The following is a 17,236-nucleotide window of genomic DNA, read 5'->3' as shown; positions in this document are numbered from 1 at the left end:
ACCTGTCAAGGACTAGCCACCGTCGTGACCGCCCCCGCCATTCCGGCCCCGCCGCCCACCAACCAGGGCGACGGGGCAACGCCCACCCGGCCTTCGCGATCGGGCGGCCGCCGCAACGCCGAACTCGGGTTGCTGGTGTTCGCGATGGCGGTGGTCGGGCTGTACGCGGCGGCCGCCGAGGCAGCTCTGATGGGCCGGGTCACCCTCTGGTTCCTCGGCCCGGTGGCCGCCCTGGGCGCGATGTTCTTCGTCGCGCATCTCATGATCCGCTGGTTGGCGCCGCACTCCGACCCCGTGATGCTGCCCGCCGTGGCGCTGATCAACGGATTCGGCGTGATGTTCCTGCGCCGGCTGGACATCGCGGACGTCAAGGAGCACGGCGGTACCAGCATCCCGGTCTTCGGCGGCCAGGGCGGCCGCCAGCTCATGTGGAGCCTGCTGGCCATCGCATGCGCGATGCTGGTCCTTGCGATCGTGCGCGATCACCGCTCGCTGTCGCGGTACGCGTACACGCTCGGGCTCACCGGCATCGTCCTGGTGATGATCCCCGCGGTCCTGCCCGCCCGGCTCGCGAGCGTCAACGGCGCGCCGGCCAAGCTGTGGATCAACTTCGGCTTCTTCGCGATCCAGCCGGGTGAGTTCGCCAAGGTCCTGCTGCTCGTGTTCTTCGCGTACTACCTCGTGCGCAAGCGCGAGGTGCTGTCGCTGGCGAGCAAGCGGTTCCTCGGCATCGACTTCCCACGCGGCCGCGACCTCGGGCCGGTCCTCACCGTCTGGCTGCTCAGCCTGCTGGTCCTGGTGTTCGAGAAGGACCTCGGCACCTCGCTCATGTACTTCGGCATGTTCGTCGTGACGCTCTACATCGCGACCGAGCGGGTGAGCTGGCTGATCATCGGTCTGCTCCTGTTCAGCGGCGGGGCGTTCAGCGCGTACGTCCTGGGTGGCATCATCGGCGGTCCGTTCGCCAACTTCCACCAGCGGGTCGGCATCTGGCTCGACCCGTTCGCCGAGCCGGACGGCAACGGGTACCAGCTGGTGCAGTCGCTGCTGGGCCTGGGCACCGGCGGCCTGTTCGGCGCCGGCCCCGGCGTGGGCCACCCGGAGATCGTGCCGCTGGTGGAGAGCGACTTCATCTTCGCGGGCATGGGCGAGGAGATCGGCCTGTTCGGGCTGAGCGCCCTGCTCGTGGTCTACCTGCTCATCGCCCAACGGGGGCTGCGGGCCGCGATCGGCGTACGGGACTCCTTCGGCAAGCTCTTCGCCGGCGGCCTCGCGTTCACGCTCGGGTTGCAGGTCTTCGTCATCGTGGGCGGGGTGAGCAAGCTGATCCCGCTGACCGGGCAGACCACGCCGTTCCTGTCCGCCGGTGGCTCCTCGCTGGTCGCCAACTGGGCGCTCGTCGCCCTGCTGCTGCGGGTGTCCGACGCGGCGCGGCGTCCGGCCGACGGCTCCGCTTCCGGCCGCGGGGGTGGACCCAGCGCAGGCGGCCCGGTCAAGCTGCAGGAGTTGCCGACGGAGATGCTCAAGGCGGGCACGACGACCCGACACAATGGAGATAAGGCATGAATGCCCCGTTACGTCGGGTAGGCGTCGTCGTCCTGGTCCTGTTCGGCCTCCTGTTCGTCAACCTCAACTGGGTGCAGGCGTACAAGGCCGACGACTACCGCAACAGCGACTACAACACGCACCGGGTCCAGATCTCGGAGTACCAGCGCCAGCGCGGCTCGATCGAGGCCGCCGGCGGGGTGGTGCTCGCCCAGAGCCGGCAGACCGACGACGACCTGAAGTACCAGCGGATGTACCCGATGGGCGACCAGTACGCGCACATCGTCGGGGTCAAGCCGGTCAGCAACGCCAGCACCGACATCGAGAAGCTGGAGAACGCGTACCTGCAGGGCAACGCGGACTCCCAGGTGGCCGACCGATGGCTGGCCATGCTCACCGGCAAGCGGACCTCGGGCGGCAACGTCCTGCTCACGCTGTCACCGGGGGCGCAGCGGACCGGGTACGAGGCGCTGCAGAACAAGGGCAAGGTGCGCAAGGGCGCCGTCGTCGCGCTCGATCCGAGCACGGGTGCGCTGCTGGCCGCTGTCTCGGCGCCCTCGTTCGACCCCAACCCGCTGGTCAGCCACAACTCCAAGGCCGCCACCTCGGCCTTCAACCAGCTCGAGCAGAACCCGGACAAGCCACTGTTCAACCGGGCGTTCTCCGAGCTGTACCCGCCCGGCTCGACGTTCAAGGTCATCGACTCGGCCGCGGCCCTCGCCAACGGCGTGCAGCCCGAGACCGTGCTCCAGGGCGGCACGAGCTACACCGCGCCGGGTACGACGCACGTGATCCAGAACGCGCCCGGGGTCTTCTGCCCCGAGCAGATCACGCTCAAGCAGGCGCTGACGGTCTCCTGCAACACCGCCTTCTCCCGGCTGGCAGCCGAGCAGCTCGGCGCCGATCCGATCAAGAAAATGGCGCAGGCCTTCGGCTTCGAGGAGCCCGTCCGCTTCGACCAGGACCCCAAGAACGTCATGGGGGTCGCTACCAGCCACACCGGGACGATGCAGGACCCGAACGGGCAGGTCGACCGGCCGACCGTCGCGCAGTCCGCGATCGGCCAGAGCAACGTGCAGATGACTCCCCTCCAGGGCGCGCTGATCGCCGCGACCGTCGCCAACGGCGGCCGCCAGATGCGCCCGTACCTGATCGACAAGGAGCTCGCGGCGGACCGTACGCCGACGTACGTGGCCAGCCCGCACGAGCAGCGCCGGCCGCTCAACGAGCAGAACGCCGGCACCCTGCGCGACATGATGATCAACGTCGTCGCGAGCAACGACGGCACCGGCACCTCCGCCCGCATCCCGGGTGTGCAGGTCGGCGGCAAGACCGGTACGGCCCAGAACGGAAACAATCCCGACCACGGATGGTTCATCGGCTTCGCGATCAAGGATGGCAAGCCGGTGGCAGCGGTGGCGGTCTTCCTCGAGCAGGCCGGCTCGGGCGGCAGCCACGACGCGGCGCAGATCGCCGGGAACGTGATGCGCGCGATCATCCAGGAGCGGGGCTGAAGTGAGGAATTCACAATGGTGAGCCCCGGAGACACCCTGGGCGGCCGGTACCGCTTGGACGAGCGGATCGCCGGTGGAGGCATGGGCGAGGTATGGCGCGGCACCGACGAGGTGCTCGGGCGGACCATCGCTGTCAAGATCCTGCTGCCGTCGCTGATGGAGGAGCCCGGCTTCGCCGAGCGCTTCCGCGGCGAGGCCCGCACCATGGCCACCATCAACCACCCCGGTGTCGTCGACGTCTACGACTACGGCAGCGAGGACAACACCGCGTTCCTGGTCATGGAGTACGTGGAGGGCGACGCGCTGTCCCGTACGCTCGCGCGGGTCCACCGGCTGACTCCGGCCCGCACGATGGCGCTCATCGCGCAGGCGGCCGACGCGCTGCACGCCGCGCACGAGAAAGGCGTCGTGCACCGCGACGTCAAGCCGGGCAACCTGCTGGTACGCCCGAACGGCACGCTCGTGCTCACCGACTTCGGCATCGCCCGCGCAGCCGGCGGTGCCCAGCTCACGCAGGCCGGGTCGGTGCTCGGTACGGCCTCCTACATCTCGCCCGAGCAGGCGGCAGGCAAGACCGCGTCCCCGATGTCCGACGTGTACGCGCTCGGCGTGGTCGCCTACCAGTGCCTGGCCGGTAGGCGCCCGTTCGAGGGCGACAACCCGATCGAGATCGCGATGCGGCACGTACGGGACGCGCCGCCGCCGCTGCCCGGTGACATCCCCCCGGCCGTTCGTCAGATCGTCGACCGCGCGATGGCCAAGGACCCCTCCGCCCGGTACGCCTCGGCGGCCGCCATGGCGCAGGTGGCCCGGCACACGGCGCAGTCACTGGCGAACGGGTCCGTCGCCGCACTGGCCCCCACGTCGGGCGGCCCCGCCGACCCGACCCGCCCGGTCTCCGGATCTCCGGTGTCCCCGCCGTTCGGCGGCCCGCCCGCGCGGATGGGCAGTGGCCCGGCCACACCGGCCGGCACCCGGGTGATGCCCGGTGCCGCCTACCCGGCGACCGGTGCGATGAGCGCGCCGGCCCAGCGCCAGGGGCAGTACGTCCGGGGCGCCGCCGCCGTGCCCGGCCCGGCCCCGGCGGCGGCGGACTACACGTACGCCGACACGTACGGCGGGTCGTCGCCGTCCACGGCGCCCGCCGGCGACCGTACGTCCGCCGGCAAGAAGAGCGTCGCCCCGTGGGCGGTGCTGGCCGTCGTCATCGTGCTGCTGTTCTGCGTCGGCGGCGGGTGGTTACTGTTGCAGAACAAGTCCGCCAACGATCCGACCGCCGCTCCGCCGAGCCCGGTGGCCAGCAGCAAGGCGCCCAGTCCGACGGCGAAGCCGAAGCCGAAGCAGTCCACCCCGGTAGCGGCGACGGCGACGAAGAAGACGCCCGTCATCGAGTGCGCCAAACTGGTCGGCAAGGACGCCGACGACGTGAAGTCGTCCCTGGAAGACAGCAACTACACGGTGAAGATCGACAACGACCGGCCCGGCGGACGCAAGGGCACGGTCGCCTCGGTCTCTCCCTGTGGGCAGCAGCCCGAGGAGACCGAGGTGACGCTGCACGTGTTCACCGGCAAGGATGCGAAGACGCCCGGTCCGGGGAGCGGGTGCGACCCGCGTGACCCGACCGGCCTCGCCAGCTGTCCGCCACAGTCGTGAGGATCGCTGATGATGAACCAACCAGACGAAGGACGACAGACGAGATGACCGCGCAGGCCCGCACCCTCGGGGGGAGGTACCAGGTCGGCGAGCTCCTCGGCTATGGGGGCATGGCCGAGGTGCACCGCGGCCGGGACCTCCGGCTCGGGCGCGATGTCGCGATCAAGACGCTGCGCTCCGACCTCGCCCGCGATGCGATCTTCCAGCTGCGGTTCCGGCGGGAGGCGCAGAACGCCGCCGCCCTCAACCACCCTGCGATCGTCGCCGTCTACGACACGGGCGAGGAGCACGGCCCGAGCGGCGAGGAACTGCCGTACATCGTCATGGAGTTCGTCAACGGCCGGACCCTCAAGGAGGTGCTTGGGGCCGAGGGGCGGCTGATGCCCCGCCGCGCACTGGAGATCGTCGCCGACATCTGCTCGGCCCTGGAGTTCAGCCACCGGCACGGCATCATCCACCGCGACATCAAGCCGGGCAACGTGATGCTCACGCAGACCGGCCAGGTCAAGGTGATGGACTTCGGTATCGCCCGGGCGCTGGCCAGTGGCGCGAGCACGATGACCCAGACGTCCGCCGTGATCGGCACCGCCCAGTACCTGTCGCCCGAGCAGGCCCGCGGTGAGGCGGTGGACGCGCGCAGCGACGTCTACGCGACCGGCTGCGTGATCTACGAACTGCTGTGCGGGCACCCGCCGTTCGTCGGCGACAACCCGGTGAGCGTGGCCTACCAGCACGTACGGGAGGACCCGAGGCCGCCGAGCGAGAGCAACCGGGACGTCACGCCGGCCATTGACGCCATCGTCCTCAAGGCGCTGGCGAAGAACCCCGCCAACCGGTACCAGAGCGCCGGCGAGATGCGCGCCGACCTGCTCCGCGCGGCAGCCGGCCGGCCGGTGATGGCAACTCCGGTGATGCGCGACGACGAGCGCACAGCCATGATCAGCTCGCCGGCCTCGACGCGCTCCGGCCCGCCGACCCGGCCGGTCGCCCGGGTCGGCCAGCCGCCGCACCGCAACAACACCTGGGTCGCCGTCGCGCTGACGCTGTTAGGCGTCCTGGCCGTCGGCGCGCTCGCCGTCGGCCTCTGGGTGGCCAACCACAAGCAGCTGGTCGCCGTGCCGAACCTGGAGACCCACAGCCCCGACGAGGCCAGCACCCTGCTGACCAGGCAGAACCTGACGCCGAAGCAGACCGACGTCAACGACCTCAACTGTGCCAAGAACACGGTCGTCGACCAGAGCCCGGCCGCGAACTCCCAGGTCCAGCCGGGCACCGTGGTGGAGTACAAGGTATGTGTCGGCCCCGGGCAGGTGCGGGTGCCGCAGTTGGTCGGCCTGAGCAGGGCACAGGCGCAGAAGCAGCTCGACGAGGCGCACCTGAAGCCGACCTTCGTCACCGCGTCCAGCGACAAACCGGCCGACCAGGTCATCGCGTCCGACCCGGCGGAGGGCACCGCGGTCGACGCGGGCAGCGCCATCAAGGTGACCGTCTCCAAGGGCGACCAGAAGAAGGTCCCGAACGTGGTGGGCAAGTCCGAGGCCGAGGCGAGGGCGGCGATCAGCGCCGCCGGCTTCCGGGCGAACGTGGTCCCCCAGGAGACCAACGATCCGAGCCAGGTCGGCAAGGTGATCAACCAGGACCCGGACGGCGATCAGGCCGCCGACCCCACGAAGACGGCGGTCACGATCTTCGTCGGCAGGGCCGCCGCGCCACCACCGGCGAGCAACCCGCCGACCCCGACGCAGCCACCGTCCAGGCCGCCGCTGCTGCCGTAGGTTTCGGGATCTTGGACACTTGGGCTTCAGATGGCCTGAGCGTCCAAGATCCCTGGCTGGGCCGGTCAGGCGAAGGCGGCGACCCGCCGCGCCTCGACCTCGGCGGCGAGCTCCGGCGCCCGGTCCAGGGCTTCCGGGTACCCGCACGCGGCGAGCCAGTTGGCCAGCATCAGGTGGCCGCCCTGGGTGAGCACCGACTCGGGGTGGAACTGCACGCCCTCGATCGGCAACTCCCGGTGGCGCATGGCCATGACGATGCCGGAGTCGGTACGACCGGTCACCTCGATCTCCGGCGGCAGGGTCGACTCCAGCACGGTCAGCGAGTGGTACCGCGTCGCGGTGAACGGCTCCGGCAGGCCGGCCAGGACGCCGCCGCCGGCGTGGTGGACGACCGAGGTCTTGCCGTGCAGCAGCTCGGGCGCGCGCTCGACCGTCGCACCGAACGCCGCACCGAACGCCTGATGCCCCAGGCACACGCCGAAGATCGGCAGCTTCCCCGCGTACTCGTCGATGACCCGCAGGCAGATGCCCGCGCGCTCGGGAGTGCCGGGGCCGGGTGAGAGCAGAACGCCGCCGGCCCCGACGGTGCCGACCTCCTCGAGGGAGATCTCGTCGTTGCGCCGAACCACGCACTCCACGCCGAGCTGTCCGAGGTACTGCACGAGGTTGAAGACGAACGAGTCGTAGTTGTCGATGACGAGTACACGCATGAGGGTTACCTGGTCGGGGTCGGTGCGGGGTGGTTGGAGACGGTCGAGTACGGGATGACGTCCGACGGCGGCAGGCTCTCGCTCGGGCGGGGCGCGGGAGTGACCAGGTTCGCGCCCGGTCCGCCGCCCTCGGTACCGGCTATCTGCCCGTCGGTGAACGGCATGTACTGCTCGATGTTGGGGAACACCTGGTACCACAGCAGCGCGGCGACGGCGCCGACGAGCACGAGCGAGCCGATGATCCGGCCGGGCAGGCCGAACGGCAGATGGCGCCAGATCCACGAGTACACGGGGGTCAGCCTCCCAACGCGGCCGGTCGGCCCTTGTCGTGGGCGCGCGTCTGGCTCGGGTCGAGGACGGCGTGGACGATCAGACGCTGGTAGTTGTTGAACTTCGGGTTGCACGTGGTGAGGGTCAGTACCGCGTCGGTCGGCTTCTTGCCGGGCTGGTTCGGCACCGGCGCGACGACCTCCACCGCGTTCGGGGAGACGATCCGGAACTCGCTCGTGCGGTACACGTACCAGGTGTCCCGCGTCTCGAGGATGATCTCGTCATTGGTCTTGAGCTGGTCGAGATCCCAGAAGATCGCCGGCGTACGGTGGCCGGCCACCGAGAAGTTGCCGACCTGGCCCGGCATCGCGCTGCTCGGGTAGTGCCCGGGCGCGAACCGGATGTCCCCCGGCGACACGCCCTGCACCACGATCCACTGCTTGCCGATACGCGGGATGTACATCCGCGCGATGGCCTTCCCGTCCGGCGGAGGCAGGACGTTCGCCGCCGCGCTGGCGCTCGGACTCGGGCCGGCCGGCGTCGGGCTGCCCCAGTCCTGGGCCAGCTGGCTGTTGAGGTCGTCCTGGTGCGCGTTGACGGCGGCCGTCTTGCCCCACACCTCGTACGCCGCGAAGAGCAGCATGATCATGCCGAGCGTGATGCACAGTTCGCCAACGCTGCGCACGATGTCGCGGATCACTGAACCGGCGCTGCGACGGGTGAGGTGCGAGTACACGCTGCGGTAGCCCTCCTGGGTGCGGACAGGCCGTAACGGCACCACCGTCACCCCGCGGGGGGGTTCGCCGGCGCTGTCGGCTGCCCCATTGTCGTCCGAGGATGGGCGTTTCGGGGGAATAACCGGGATAGTTCCGTCCCCCGTGGGGGAAACGTGCAGTTTCGGAATGACCGCCGTGGGCTCGCTCAGGGCTCCGACGCCGGACACGGCACCGGTGAACGCCGGGGCGCCGTTGAGCGCGGCGCCCGATCGGGCGCCGTTGAGCGCAGCCCCTGCTCGGGCGCCGTTCAGCGTGGCGCCAGGGGGCGGGGTGCCGTTGGCCGATCGGACGCCGTTGACGATCCCGTTGCCCTGGTGGACGCCGGTCAGCCGGGTGCCGTTCGGCCCGGCCTCCCCGTGCTGAGCCGGACCGTCGGGCCGGCGGCGCGGTGTTGCGGGCCCGATGCCGACGACGGTCGGCTCGTCCTCCATCGCGTCGACCGTCCAGATGATCCCTGGACCGACCGGCTCGGCGTAGCGGGGGTCACCGCCGTCAGAGCGCCTCGCGGGCCGCATTTCCGGACCCACCTCGGGCCGCGGCTCGGGGTACGCCGCCGGTTGGGGGTACCCCACCGGCTCGGGGTACGGTGCCGGTTGGGGATACGGGGCCCGCTCCTGCCACGGGTCGACCGGCGCGGGCGGTTCGTGCCACCGGTCCGGTGCCTGTCCGTGCTGCTGACGGTCGGATATCTGACTGTGTCGCTGGCCGCCCGACTCCGGCTCCCGGTGGTGGTCGAGCTCCCGGTGGTCCCACTCGTCGGCCGCCCTGGCGCGCCGCGCCGGTCGTGACCCGCCGCGCTCCGGCAACGGTGCGAGCCGGTCCGGCGGTACGGGCTGGGCGGGCACGACGGCTTCCGGCGGGACCACGCGGGCGGCGCCGCGTGGCTGCCGGGGTGGCTCGGCGGTGGGCGGTACGGCCTGGCGTGGTACGCCCTGCCCGCGGCCTGGCTGCGCCGCCGGGCCGTGGTCCGCGAGCTGCGGCAGGATGGCCGTGGATGCGGCGTCCTCGTCGGGCGCGCTGTGCCGCGGCCGGTGAGGATGTGGCGAGTACGGATGGTTGGTCATCGTGGCCTCACGACGGTGGCTGCGCAGATCGCAGCGCGACCGATCCCTCGTAGGCAGGCACGGTGACGTCTCCCTCCACCTTTACCTCGTATCCGAGGCCGAAGTCGGTAGCCGCGCTACGGAAGGCGCGCACGCCGGGCGAGGCGTCCAGCGCGCGTTGAAGCAGGACCGGGTCCCCGATGGCCGTGACAACGAACGGAGGCGAGTAGACCCGACCGTCCAGAAGCAGGGTGTTGCCGACACAGCGTACCGCGCTGGTAGAGATCACCCGTACCCCCATGATCGACATAGCCTCGCCGCCGCCGGACCACAAGGCATTGACTACAGCTTGCACATCCTGTTGATGAACCACCAGGTCATCCGGCGAACCGGCAGGTCGGCTCCCGTCCGGTCGTCGGGGCGCGTCGTTGAGCCGCACGGTGAGCCCGGGGCCGTGCACGGCCACCAGGCCGGCGGGGCCCGACTGGGCCTGGCCGCGGGAGCGCTGTTCGGCCACGGGTGCGTCGGAGCCGGCCTGCGCCGCGGTCTGCGACTCGATGTGGCGTCGCAGGTCCCCGGCCTGAGCCTCGGCGGCCGCCACGTCGCGCTTGCGCTCGCTGATCAGGTTGGCCAGCTCGGGCCGGCGGTCGTTGCGCAGGTCGGTGCCGTTGGCCGTGGTCGCCGTGGTTGTGAACAGCATCCCGGCGAAGAGCAGGACGACGGGTACCAGCAGGGACCAGCCGCGGCGCCGGTCGGCGGCGCGGCGCGGCAGCAGCGCGGCGGCGGCGCGGCGCAGCACCCGTCCCCAGGACGAGTTGTCATCCGAAGCGCCCACGTCCCCCCTTTCCCCCGCTGGCGTGCCAACGTGACTACGCTAACCGGGGAACATTATTCAGGGTCGTGAGGCTCGCCTCGCCATGGTCGCCTGACGTACCGTTCCCGAGACGATCCTTACCAGGAGAACGCCGTGCCGAAGTCCCACGTACGCAAGAAGAAGGTCTACACGCCGCCGGCCGAGCTGCAGCCGCAGTCCACGGCTGCGTCCAAGCGGCCGAGCCCGGTGTGGCTGCCGGCCACCGCGGTGGCGCTGCTCGTGCTCGGCATCGCCTGGATGGTCGTGTTCTACCTGACCCAGGGGTTCGTCGACACCCCGGCGCTGCTGTTCCTCGCCAACATCGGTTACTGGAACTTCGCCATCGGATTCGGTGCGATGATCGGTGCGCTGATCCTGCTGTCGAAGTGGCGCTGATGGCGGCCGACCGCCGCTAGCCGTATTACACGCGTGTAGTTCTCCACAACCTCGTCCACACTGTGCATAAAAATAGGACAGACCACCCATATGCCTCTTCGGGGCATACTGGGTGGTCTACTTCGTATGGCTGCTGTGGTGCCTCTCATGTTACTAGTGGGTAACTGAACGACTAGGCTCCGCTTCAGAGACCACGTATTTCAGGAGGACTCCCGAATGGGACCGGTACAGATCGTCTCTACGATCATCGCGGCCTTGGTGACGATCGCTGCCGTCGTTCTCGTGGCTCGTACGGTCGGCCAGATGGTCCGCGTCATCAAGCTCGGCCAGCCCGACCCGGAGCGGTTCGACCGCAAGGGCGAGCGCACGGCGACCATGCTCAAAGAGACGCTGGGCCACACGCGGATGCTCAAGTGGACCGCGGTCGGCGCGGCGCACTGGTTCGTCATGGTCAGCTTCGTGATCCTGTCGACCCTGGTGATGGGCGCCTACTTCGAGGTCGTCAACCCCGAACTGGAGTTGCCGATCATCGGGCACTGGACGCCGTACGGCATCGTCACCGAGTGGATCGGCGTGCTCGGCTTCATCGGCATCCTGGTGCTGATCGGGATCCGGCTGCGCAACCTGCCGACGCGCACCGGGGGTCGCTCCCGCTTCACCGGCTCGACGATGTGGCAGGCCTACTACGTCGAGTACACGATTGTGGGCGTCCTGGTCTGCGGTTTCCTGATCCGGGGCTTCAAGGCCGCAGCCGGCGACCTGCCCTACCCGGTCTGGGCCGCGCCGGTCTCGCACGCCCTCGGTGACCTGTTCGGCGGGCTGTCGGTGAACGGCGCGCACACCGCCGTCACCCTCACCGCGCTGGTCAAGATCCTTATCAGTATGGCCTGGGCCATCACCATCGGTCTCAACATCACGATGGGCGTGGCCTGGCACCGCTTCTCCGCGTTCTTCAACATCTTCTTCAAGCGCACCGCCAGCGAGCAGCCGGCCCTGGGCGCTCTGCGGCCGATGATGAGCGAGGGCAAGCCGCTCGACTTCGAAGAGGCCGACCCGGAGAAGGACCAGTTCGGCGTCGCCCAGGTGGAGCAGTTCACCTGGAAGGGCCTGCTCGACTTCACCACCTGTACCGAGTGTGGCCGGTGCCAGTCGCAGTGCCCCGCGTGGAACACCGGTAAGCCGCTCTCGCCGAAGCTGCTCGTACTGAGCCTGCGCGACCACGCGTACGCCAAGGCTCCGTACCTGCTGGCCGGCGGCGGCAAGGACCTGACCGGCGAGGAGAAGGCCACTCAGGAGCAGCTCGCCAACGTCGACGTGCTCGCGCTGGCCGAGGCCGGGCGGCCCCTGATCGGTACCGCCGAGGAGAACGGCATCATCGACCCGGACGTCCTGTGGTCGTGCACCACCTGCGGCGCCTGCGTCGAGCAGTGCCCGGTCGACATCGAGCACGTCGACCACATCGTCGACATGCGCCGGTACCAGGTGCTGATCGAGTCGAACTTCCCCAGCGAGGCCGGCGTGATGCTGCGCAACCTGGAGAACAAGGGCAACCCGTGGGGCGCCGCGCCGAACACCCGCGAGGACTGGACCAAGGGTCTCGGCTTCGAGGTGCCGAAGGTGGCCGACGGCGGCGACTTCGAGTACCTGTTCTGGGTCGGCTGCGCAGGTGCGTTCGAGGACCGCGCGAAGAAGACCACCCGCGCGGTGGCCACCCTGCTGAACGAGGCGGGCGTCAGCTTCGCGATCCTCGGCGACGGCGAGACCTGTACGGGTGACCCGGCCCGCCGTATCGGCAACGAGTTCGTCTTCCAGATGCTCGCCCAGCAGAACGTCGAGACGATGAACGAGGCCGGCGTCAAGAAGATCGTCGCCACCTGCCCGCACTGCTTCAACACCCTGGCCAACGAGTACGGCCAGCTCGGCGGCGACTTCGAGGTCGTACACCACACCCAACTGCTGGCCCACCTGGTCGAGTCGGGCAAGCTCACCCCGGTGCAGCCGGTGGACGGCGGCGTCACCTACCACGACCCCTGCTACCTCGGCCGCCACAACCGGGTGTTCGAGCCCCCGCGCGAGGTGCTCGAGGCGGCGGTCGGCGCCAAGGCCGACGGCGCGAGCGGCAACGGGTCGAAGGGCGTCACCGAGATGGAGCGGTTCGCCGAGCGTTCGTTCTGCTGCGGCGCCGGCGGCGCCCGGATGTGGATGGAGGAGCGCATCGGCAAGCGCATCAACATCGAGCGCACGGAGGAGGCGCTCGCGACGGGTGCGCAGACGGTGGCGGTCGGCTGCCCGTTCTGCCTGACCATGATCGGCGACGGCGTGACCGCCAAGAAGTCCACCGGTGAGGCGAGCACCGACGTGGAGGTCGTCGACGTCGCGACGGTCCTGCTGCGGTCGCTGAAGCCGGAGTAGAGCGGAAGCACACGAAGGGCGCCCCGGCGATGGGGCGCCCTTCGTCGTTTCCAGGGAGCCCGTCCGAGAGGGGCGGCCTCCTCAAGTACGGACGCATGGAACAATTGGCGCCGAGGTGAGGGGATCATCAACGGCATCCTGCTGACAACACTGCTGCCACTACTGGCGTTCATACTGCTAACCGCGGCGAACGCGGGTTTCGTCGCGGCCGAGTTCTCACTGATCACTGCCGACCGGGCGGAGATCGATCGGGCGGCCTCGGCCGGCGACCGGGCCGCGCGTACCGTCCGCGACGCGCTACGGGAGCTGTCGTTCCAGCTCTCCGGCGCGCAGCTCGGGATCACCATCGCCGCGCTGCTCACCGGTTACCTGGCGGAGCCGGCCCTGGCCCACCTGTTCGAGCCGCTGGTGCACCCGGTGGCCGGTACCGCCACCACCGGGATCACGCACGTGCTCGCCCTCGTGGTCGCCACCCTCATCTCCATGCTCTTCGGTGAGCTGGTGCCCAAGAACGCCGCGCTGGCCCGGCCGATGCCGATCGCCCGGAAGACGGCCGGCCCACTGCGGATCTTCTCCCGGGTGTTCTCCGGGATGATCCACGCGTTGAACGGCTCGGCCAACTGGATCGTGCGCCGTCTCGGCGTCGAGCCACAGGAGGAGCTGGCCAGTGCCCGTTCCCCGGAGGAGCTGGGCCTGCTGGCGGTCATCTCGGCGCGGGCCGGTGCGCTGCCGCCGGAGACCGCGGTCCTGCTGCGCCGCACGATCCGCTTCGGCGACAAGCGCGCCGCGGAGGCGATGACGCCCCGCGTCGACGTCGAGGCGCTGCGCGCGGACGCCACCATCGCGGACCTCCTCGCGGCCGCGCGCGAGACCGGGCACAGCAGGTTCCCGGTGTACGAGCAGACCCTCGACACCGTCACCGGGGTCGCCACGGTCAAGGACGCGCTGGGCGTACCCCCGGAGCGGAGGGCGACCACGACGGTGGCCGCGGTGGCCCGCGAGCCGGTCTACGTACCCGAGAGTCTCGATCTCGACGGCGTCCTGCACGCCCTGCGCAACAGCGCGACCGACATGGCGATCGTGGTCGACGAGTACGGCGGCACCGACGGCGTGGTGACCGTGGAGGACCTGGTCGAGGAGCTGGTCGGGGAGATCGCCGACGAGCACGACATCGCCCCGCCCGAGGAGGCGACGACGTACGACCTGGTCCTGCCCGACGCCAACAACGGCGTCCACGAGTGGCTGGTCGACGGGGTGCTGCGGGAGGACGAGCTGGTCGAGCGCACCGGTTTCCGGCTCCCCGAAGGCCCGTACGAGACGCTCGCCGGCTTCCTGATGGCCCGGCTGGGGCACATCCCCGTCGTCGGCGAGAGCATCAACGAGGACGGGTGGGAGTTCACCGTCGTGGAGGTCGAGCGGCGCCGGGTCGAGCAGGTCCGCGTGGTACGGGCGGAGGCCTCCGATGGCTAAGCTCCTTGTCACCGTCCTGCTGCTGCTGGGCAACGCGTTCTTCGTGGGCGCCGAGTTCTCGCTGATCGCGGCCAGGCGGACGGTGATCGAGCCGCTCGCGGCCACCTCGCGGGCCGCCCGGCTGGCGCTGCGGGCGATGAACGAGATCCCGTTGATGATCGCCGGCTCCCAGCTCGGCATCACGATCTGCTCACTGGCGCTGGGCGCCATCGCCGAACCGGCGCTGGCGCATCTGTTCGTCGGCCCGCTGGACGCGGTGGGCCTGCACGACCTGGCCCACCCGGTGGCGTTCGTCGTCGCCCTCGGCATCGTGGTGTACGCCCACACCGTGATCGGCGAGATGGTGCCCAAGAACCTGACCCTCGCCGGGCCGGAGCGCGCCGTGCTGTGGCTCGGGCCCCTCATGTACGCGTTCTGCGTCGCCACGAAGCCGCTACTGGTGGCGATGCGGTGGGCGTCCCGGGTGATCCTGCGGCTGTGGCACATCGAGGCCACCGACGCGGTCAAGACCGTGTTCACCGCCGAGGAGCTGGCCGGACTGGTCGGCCAGGCGCGCACGGAGGGGCTGCTCGACCCCGAGGAGCACGCCCGCATCACCGGCGCGCTCGCGCTGAACGAACGCGCCGCCTCCGACGCGCTGCGGCCGTGGTCGCGGGTCACGACGGTCGCCGAGGACGTGTCCCCGGCCGCGCTCGAGGTGCTGGCGACCCGTACCCGCAGGTCCCGCTTCCCGGTCGTGGAGCGGGCCACCCGGCGGGTCCTGGGCTTCGTGCACGTCAAGGACGTGCTCGGCATCGTGGGGCCGCAGCGCCGGGCGCCCATACCGGCGGAGCTGATCCGGCCGCTCGCGGTGGTGCCCTCGAACCGGACCCTCGCCGAGCTTCTGCTGGCGATGCGCCGGGAGCGACGCCACATCGTGCTCGTCAGCGACGGCCGGCGGCCGCTGGGCATCGTGACCCTCGACGACGTACTCAACGCGGTGGTGGGCGAGCCCGTACCGGCGCCCGGCGGGTGAAATCGGGTTACTTGTCGTCCACGCCCCGATGACGGGGCTGCCCGGCCCGGCTACCTGAAATAGCGATTACGGTTACCCAATGCATCGGTTCCGGTTACCCGAGTACGCCGCGAAAAGCCTTGTGCGGTAGGCGATTCAGCCACTGTAGGTATCGGGGTATTAGCGGTATGAATATGTCTCGGCAATGCCTTGCCCGCGCTACATGACCTTCATTACTCTCAGGTACCGTCCGCGCCGTACCGAGGTCGACTTCCCCCCATCGACCGCGGCCGGGCACCGTCGAGTCGCGTAAGTGAACCGGGGAACCGTGTTCCCGGGGTGAATCCGCGGTCCCCCCACCGCGGTAGGGCGTGCTTCCCGCCCGAACCCGACAGCTAACCCGGTAGGCGGTCAGGGAAGAAGGAGTCGGACTCCGTGGCACCCAGACGTGTGCTCACAGCGCTACACACCGTCGCCTTCGCGGCCATTGCCGGTATTACGGCACTCATGGCCACCGTGGCTCCGGCGTATGCCGATCCCACGCCGGCCCCGGCTGACATCGAGGCCCAGATCCTCGACAAGTGGAGCGCCGTCGAGCCCATCATCGAGAAGTACAACGAGGTTCACGGCCAGCTGGCTGCGAACAAGGCCAAGGCGGACAAGCTCCAGACTCAGCTGATGCCCCTCCAGCTTCAGGTGGACGTCGCGATGGCCCGGGTCGGGGACATCGCCTCCGGCGTCTACAAAGGCGGCCGTGGATCCGCGCTCAACGCGGTCCTGACCAGCGGTACGCCGACGTCACTCGTGGAGCAGTTGACGCTGCTGAACATGATCGCTCGCACGCAGCAGGACCAGATCCGCGACGTGACCGCGGCGCGCGACAAGTTCGCCGGCGACAAGAGGGCCCTCGACAACCTGATCGCCCAGCAGGCCAGGCAGGACGCCGACCTCGCGGCGAAGAAGAAGGTGATCGAGGACCAGATCGCCCAACTGCAACGGCTGCGGCAGCAGGCGTACGGGAGTAGCGGCGCCACCGGTGTCCTGAAGCCGGTCGCCTGCCCGGTGGAGTACACCGGCGGCCCGGGTGGTGTGGCGGCGCAGAAGGCGTGCAGCCTGATCGGCAAGCCGTACGTCTGGGCGGCGGCCGGCCCGAACGCCTATGACTGCTCCGGCCTCACGATGGTCGCCTGGCAGGCGGCCGGTGTCCGGATGGACCATCTGGCGGCCAGCCAGCGGAGGCAGTCGAAGTCGGTCAGCCGGGATCAGTTGCGCACCGGCGACCTGGTCTACTTCGGCTCCGACACGCACCACATCGGCATCTATGTCGGTGGCGGCTGGATGGTCCACGCGCCACACAGCGGCGACTACGTCCGGATGGTCCAGCTCACCGGCTACTACGCCAGGAACGCGTCCGGGTACGGCCGACCCGGGGGCTGACGCCGCCCGTGCTCAAGATCACCAAGGAGGCGCCGGTAGCGAGCCGCTACCGGCGCTCTTCCGTTTCGGTGGGACTACTGATGGCAGTTAGTCCGTTACGCATTAGGCCCTATTTGATGTCCTAATTGCGTAATACCGAATCGCCCGCCGCATTTGGGTCCCGCTACAACACACGCCAGATCGATGCGCAATGGTTGCCCGGTGTGGGGATCTCCACAACACTATCCGTAGATAGTGAAGATCCGTTCCGTATTGGCCGCCGGTCGTCGGGGGCGAAGAAACAGCAGGTCAAGCCGGCCCTAAAGGGGATACATGAGCATCCCTGTCCACAGCCGAAATCTGGACTTGCCACAATCCTCCGTGGCCCATAGCGTGAGTTCTCGTCGGT

At 69.7% G+C, this 17,236-nt stretch carries 13 protein-coding genes and 1 riboswitch; of the genes, 9 read left to right on the top strand and 4 right to left on the bottom strand.

Features of this window, described 5'->3' with window-relative positions:
• Window positions 1-24: 24 nt before the first annotated feature.
• The 4 genes from Pme01_RS09020 to pknB are packed head-to-tail and all read left to right on the top strand — an operon-like array spanning window position 25 to window position 6,487.
• Entirely contained in the window at window positions 25-1,566 is a 1,542-nt protein-coding gene (locus tag Pme01_RS09020; RefSeq protein ID WP_168113607.1) for an FtsW/RodA/SpoVE family cell cycle protein, read from the top strand.
• Window positions 1,563-3,059, top strand: coding sequence for a peptidoglycan D,D-transpeptidase FtsI family protein (locus tag Pme01_RS09015; protein ID WP_168113606.1), 1,497 nt, complete (start codon window positions 1,563-1,565; stop codon window positions 3,057-3,059). The genes Pme01_RS09020 and Pme01_RS09015 overlap by 4 nt, the downstream gene beginning before the upstream one ends.
• Before the next feature lie 15 nt (window positions 3,060-3,074).
• Window positions 3,075-4,712: a serine/threonine-protein kinase gene (locus Pme01_RS30810; RefSeq protein ID WP_239088100.1), complete on the top strand. Its 1,638-nt coding sequence runs from the start codon at window positions 3,075-3,077 to the stop codon at window positions 4,710-4,712.
• A 44-nt stretch (window positions 4,713-4,756) separates the two neighbouring features.
• Complete coding sequence (gene pknB, locus Pme01_RS09005; protein WP_168113605.1) at window positions 4,757-6,487, top strand: Stk1 family PASTA domain-containing Ser/Thr kinase; 1,731 nt, start codon at window positions 4,757-4,759, stop codon at window positions 6,485-6,487.
• Between the two features lie 65 nt (window positions 6,488-6,552).
• Here pknB and Pme01_RS09000 read toward each other — a convergent pair whose 3' ends face one another.
• Genes Pme01_RS09000 through Pme01_RS08985 form a run of 4 tightly spaced genes read right to left on the bottom strand, consistent with a single transcriptional unit; the run spans window position 6,553 to window position 10,121 of the window.
• A complete protein-coding gene (locus tag Pme01_RS09000) occupies window positions 6,553-7,197 on the bottom strand; it encodes an aminodeoxychorismate/anthranilate synthase component II (RefSeq protein ID WP_168113604.1) in 645 nt (214 codons plus the stop codon).
• Window positions 7,198-7,202: 5 nt separating this feature from the next.
• Window positions 7,203-7,487 (bottom strand): hypothetical protein, encoded by a 285-nt coding sequence (locus Pme01_RS08995; protein WP_168113603.1) that lies wholly within the window; start codon window positions 7,485-7,487, stop codon window positions 7,203-7,205.
• Between the two features lie 5 nt (window positions 7,488-7,492).
• Complete coding sequence (locus tag Pme01_RS08990; RefSeq protein ID WP_168113602.1) at window positions 7,493-9,307, bottom strand: class E sortase; 1,815 nt, start codon at window positions 9,305-9,307, stop codon at window positions 7,493-7,495.
• A gap of 7 nt (window positions 9,308-9,314) precedes the next feature.
• Entirely contained in the window at window positions 9,315-10,121 is an 807-nt protein-coding gene (locus tag Pme01_RS08985; RefSeq protein WP_168113601.1) for a DUF881 domain-containing protein, read from the bottom strand.
• Window positions 10,122-10,253: 132 nt separating this feature from the next.
• On the opposite strand from Pme01_RS08985, the gene Pme01_RS08980 reads away from it, so the two are divergent.
• The 5 genes from Pme01_RS08980 to Pme01_RS08960 all read left to right on the top strand — a co-directional run bounded on the left by Pme01_RS08980 (window position 10,254) and on the right by Pme01_RS08960 (window position 16,848).
• A complete protein-coding gene (locus Pme01_RS08980) occupies window positions 10,254-10,535 on the top strand; it encodes a cell division protein CrgA (RefSeq protein ID WP_168113600.1) in 282 nt (93 codons plus the stop codon).
• A gap of 216 nt (window positions 10,536-10,751) precedes the next feature.
• Window positions 10,752-12,947, top strand: a complete 2,196-nt coding sequence (locus tag Pme01_RS08975; protein WP_168113599.1) for a (Fe-S)-binding protein — start codon at window positions 10,752-10,754, stop codon at window positions 12,945-12,947.
• A gap of 126 nt (window positions 12,948-13,073) precedes the next feature.
• Window positions 13,074-14,417: a hemolysin family protein gene (locus Pme01_RS08970; protein WP_239088114.1), complete on the top strand. Its 1,344-nt coding sequence runs from the start codon at window positions 13,074-13,076 to the stop codon at window positions 14,415-14,417.
• Window positions 14,410-15,432 (top strand): hemolysin family protein, encoded by a 1,023-nt coding sequence (locus Pme01_RS08965; protein ID WP_168113598.1) that lies wholly within the window; start codon window positions 14,410-14,412, stop codon window positions 15,430-15,432. The genes Pme01_RS08970 and Pme01_RS08965 overlap by 8 nt, the downstream gene beginning before the upstream one ends.
• A 267-nt stretch (window positions 15,433-15,699) precedes the next feature.
• A riboswitch (cyclic di-AMP (ydaO/yuaA leader) is annotated at window positions 15,700-15,836 on the top strand.
• A gap of 82 nt (window positions 15,837-15,918) precedes the next feature.
• A complete protein-coding gene (locus Pme01_RS08960; protein ID WP_168113597.1) occupies window positions 15,919-16,848 on the top strand; it encodes a C40 family peptidase in 930 nt (309 codons plus the stop codon).
• The last annotated feature ends 388 nt before the right edge of the window (window positions 16,849-17,236 follow it).

This window comes from Planosporangium mesophilum (genome assembly GCF_016863255.1).
In the GTDB taxonomy this organism is placed as follows: Bacteria; Actinomycetota; Actinomycetes; order Mycobacteriales; family Micromonosporaceae; genus Planosporangium; species Planosporangium mesophilum.
Note: the sequence above shows the minus strand (reverse complement) of the source record. Positions and strands in the feature narration are given on the sequence as shown.

Excerpts from the sequence above, each read along its gene's own strand:
- Pme01_RS09015 (WP_168113606.1), top strand. The coding sequence starts at position 1,563 with ATGAATGCCCCGTTACGTCGGGTAGGCGTCGTCGTCCTGGTCCTGTTC.
- Pme01_RS30810 (WP_239088100.1), top strand. The coding sequence starts at position 3,075 with ATGGTGAGCCCCGGAGACACCCTGGGCGGCCGGTACCGCTTGGACGAG.
- pknB (WP_168113605.1), top strand. The coding sequence starts at position 4,757 with ATGACCGCGCAGGCCCGCACCCTCGGGGGGAGGTACCAGGTCGGCGAG.
- Pme01_RS09000 (WP_168113604.1), bottom strand. The coding sequence starts at position 7,197 with ATGCGTGTACTCGTCATCGACAACTACGACTCGTTCGTCTTCAACCTC.
- Pme01_RS08990 (WP_168113602.1), bottom strand. The coding sequence starts at position 9,307 with ATGACCAACCATCCGTACTCGCCACATCCTCACCGGCCGCGGCACAGC.
- Pme01_RS08975 (WP_168113599.1), top strand. The coding sequence starts at position 10,752 with ATGGGACCGGTACAGATCGTCTCTACGATCATCGCGGCCTTGGTGACG.
- Pme01_RS08965 (WP_168113598.1), top strand. The coding sequence starts at position 14,410 with ATGGCTAAGCTCCTTGTCACCGTCCTGCTGCTGCTGGGCAACGCGTTC.
- Pme01_RS08960 (WP_168113597.1), top strand. The coding sequence starts at position 15,919 with ATGGCCACCGTGGCTCCGGCGTATGCCGATCCCACGCCGGCCCCGGCT.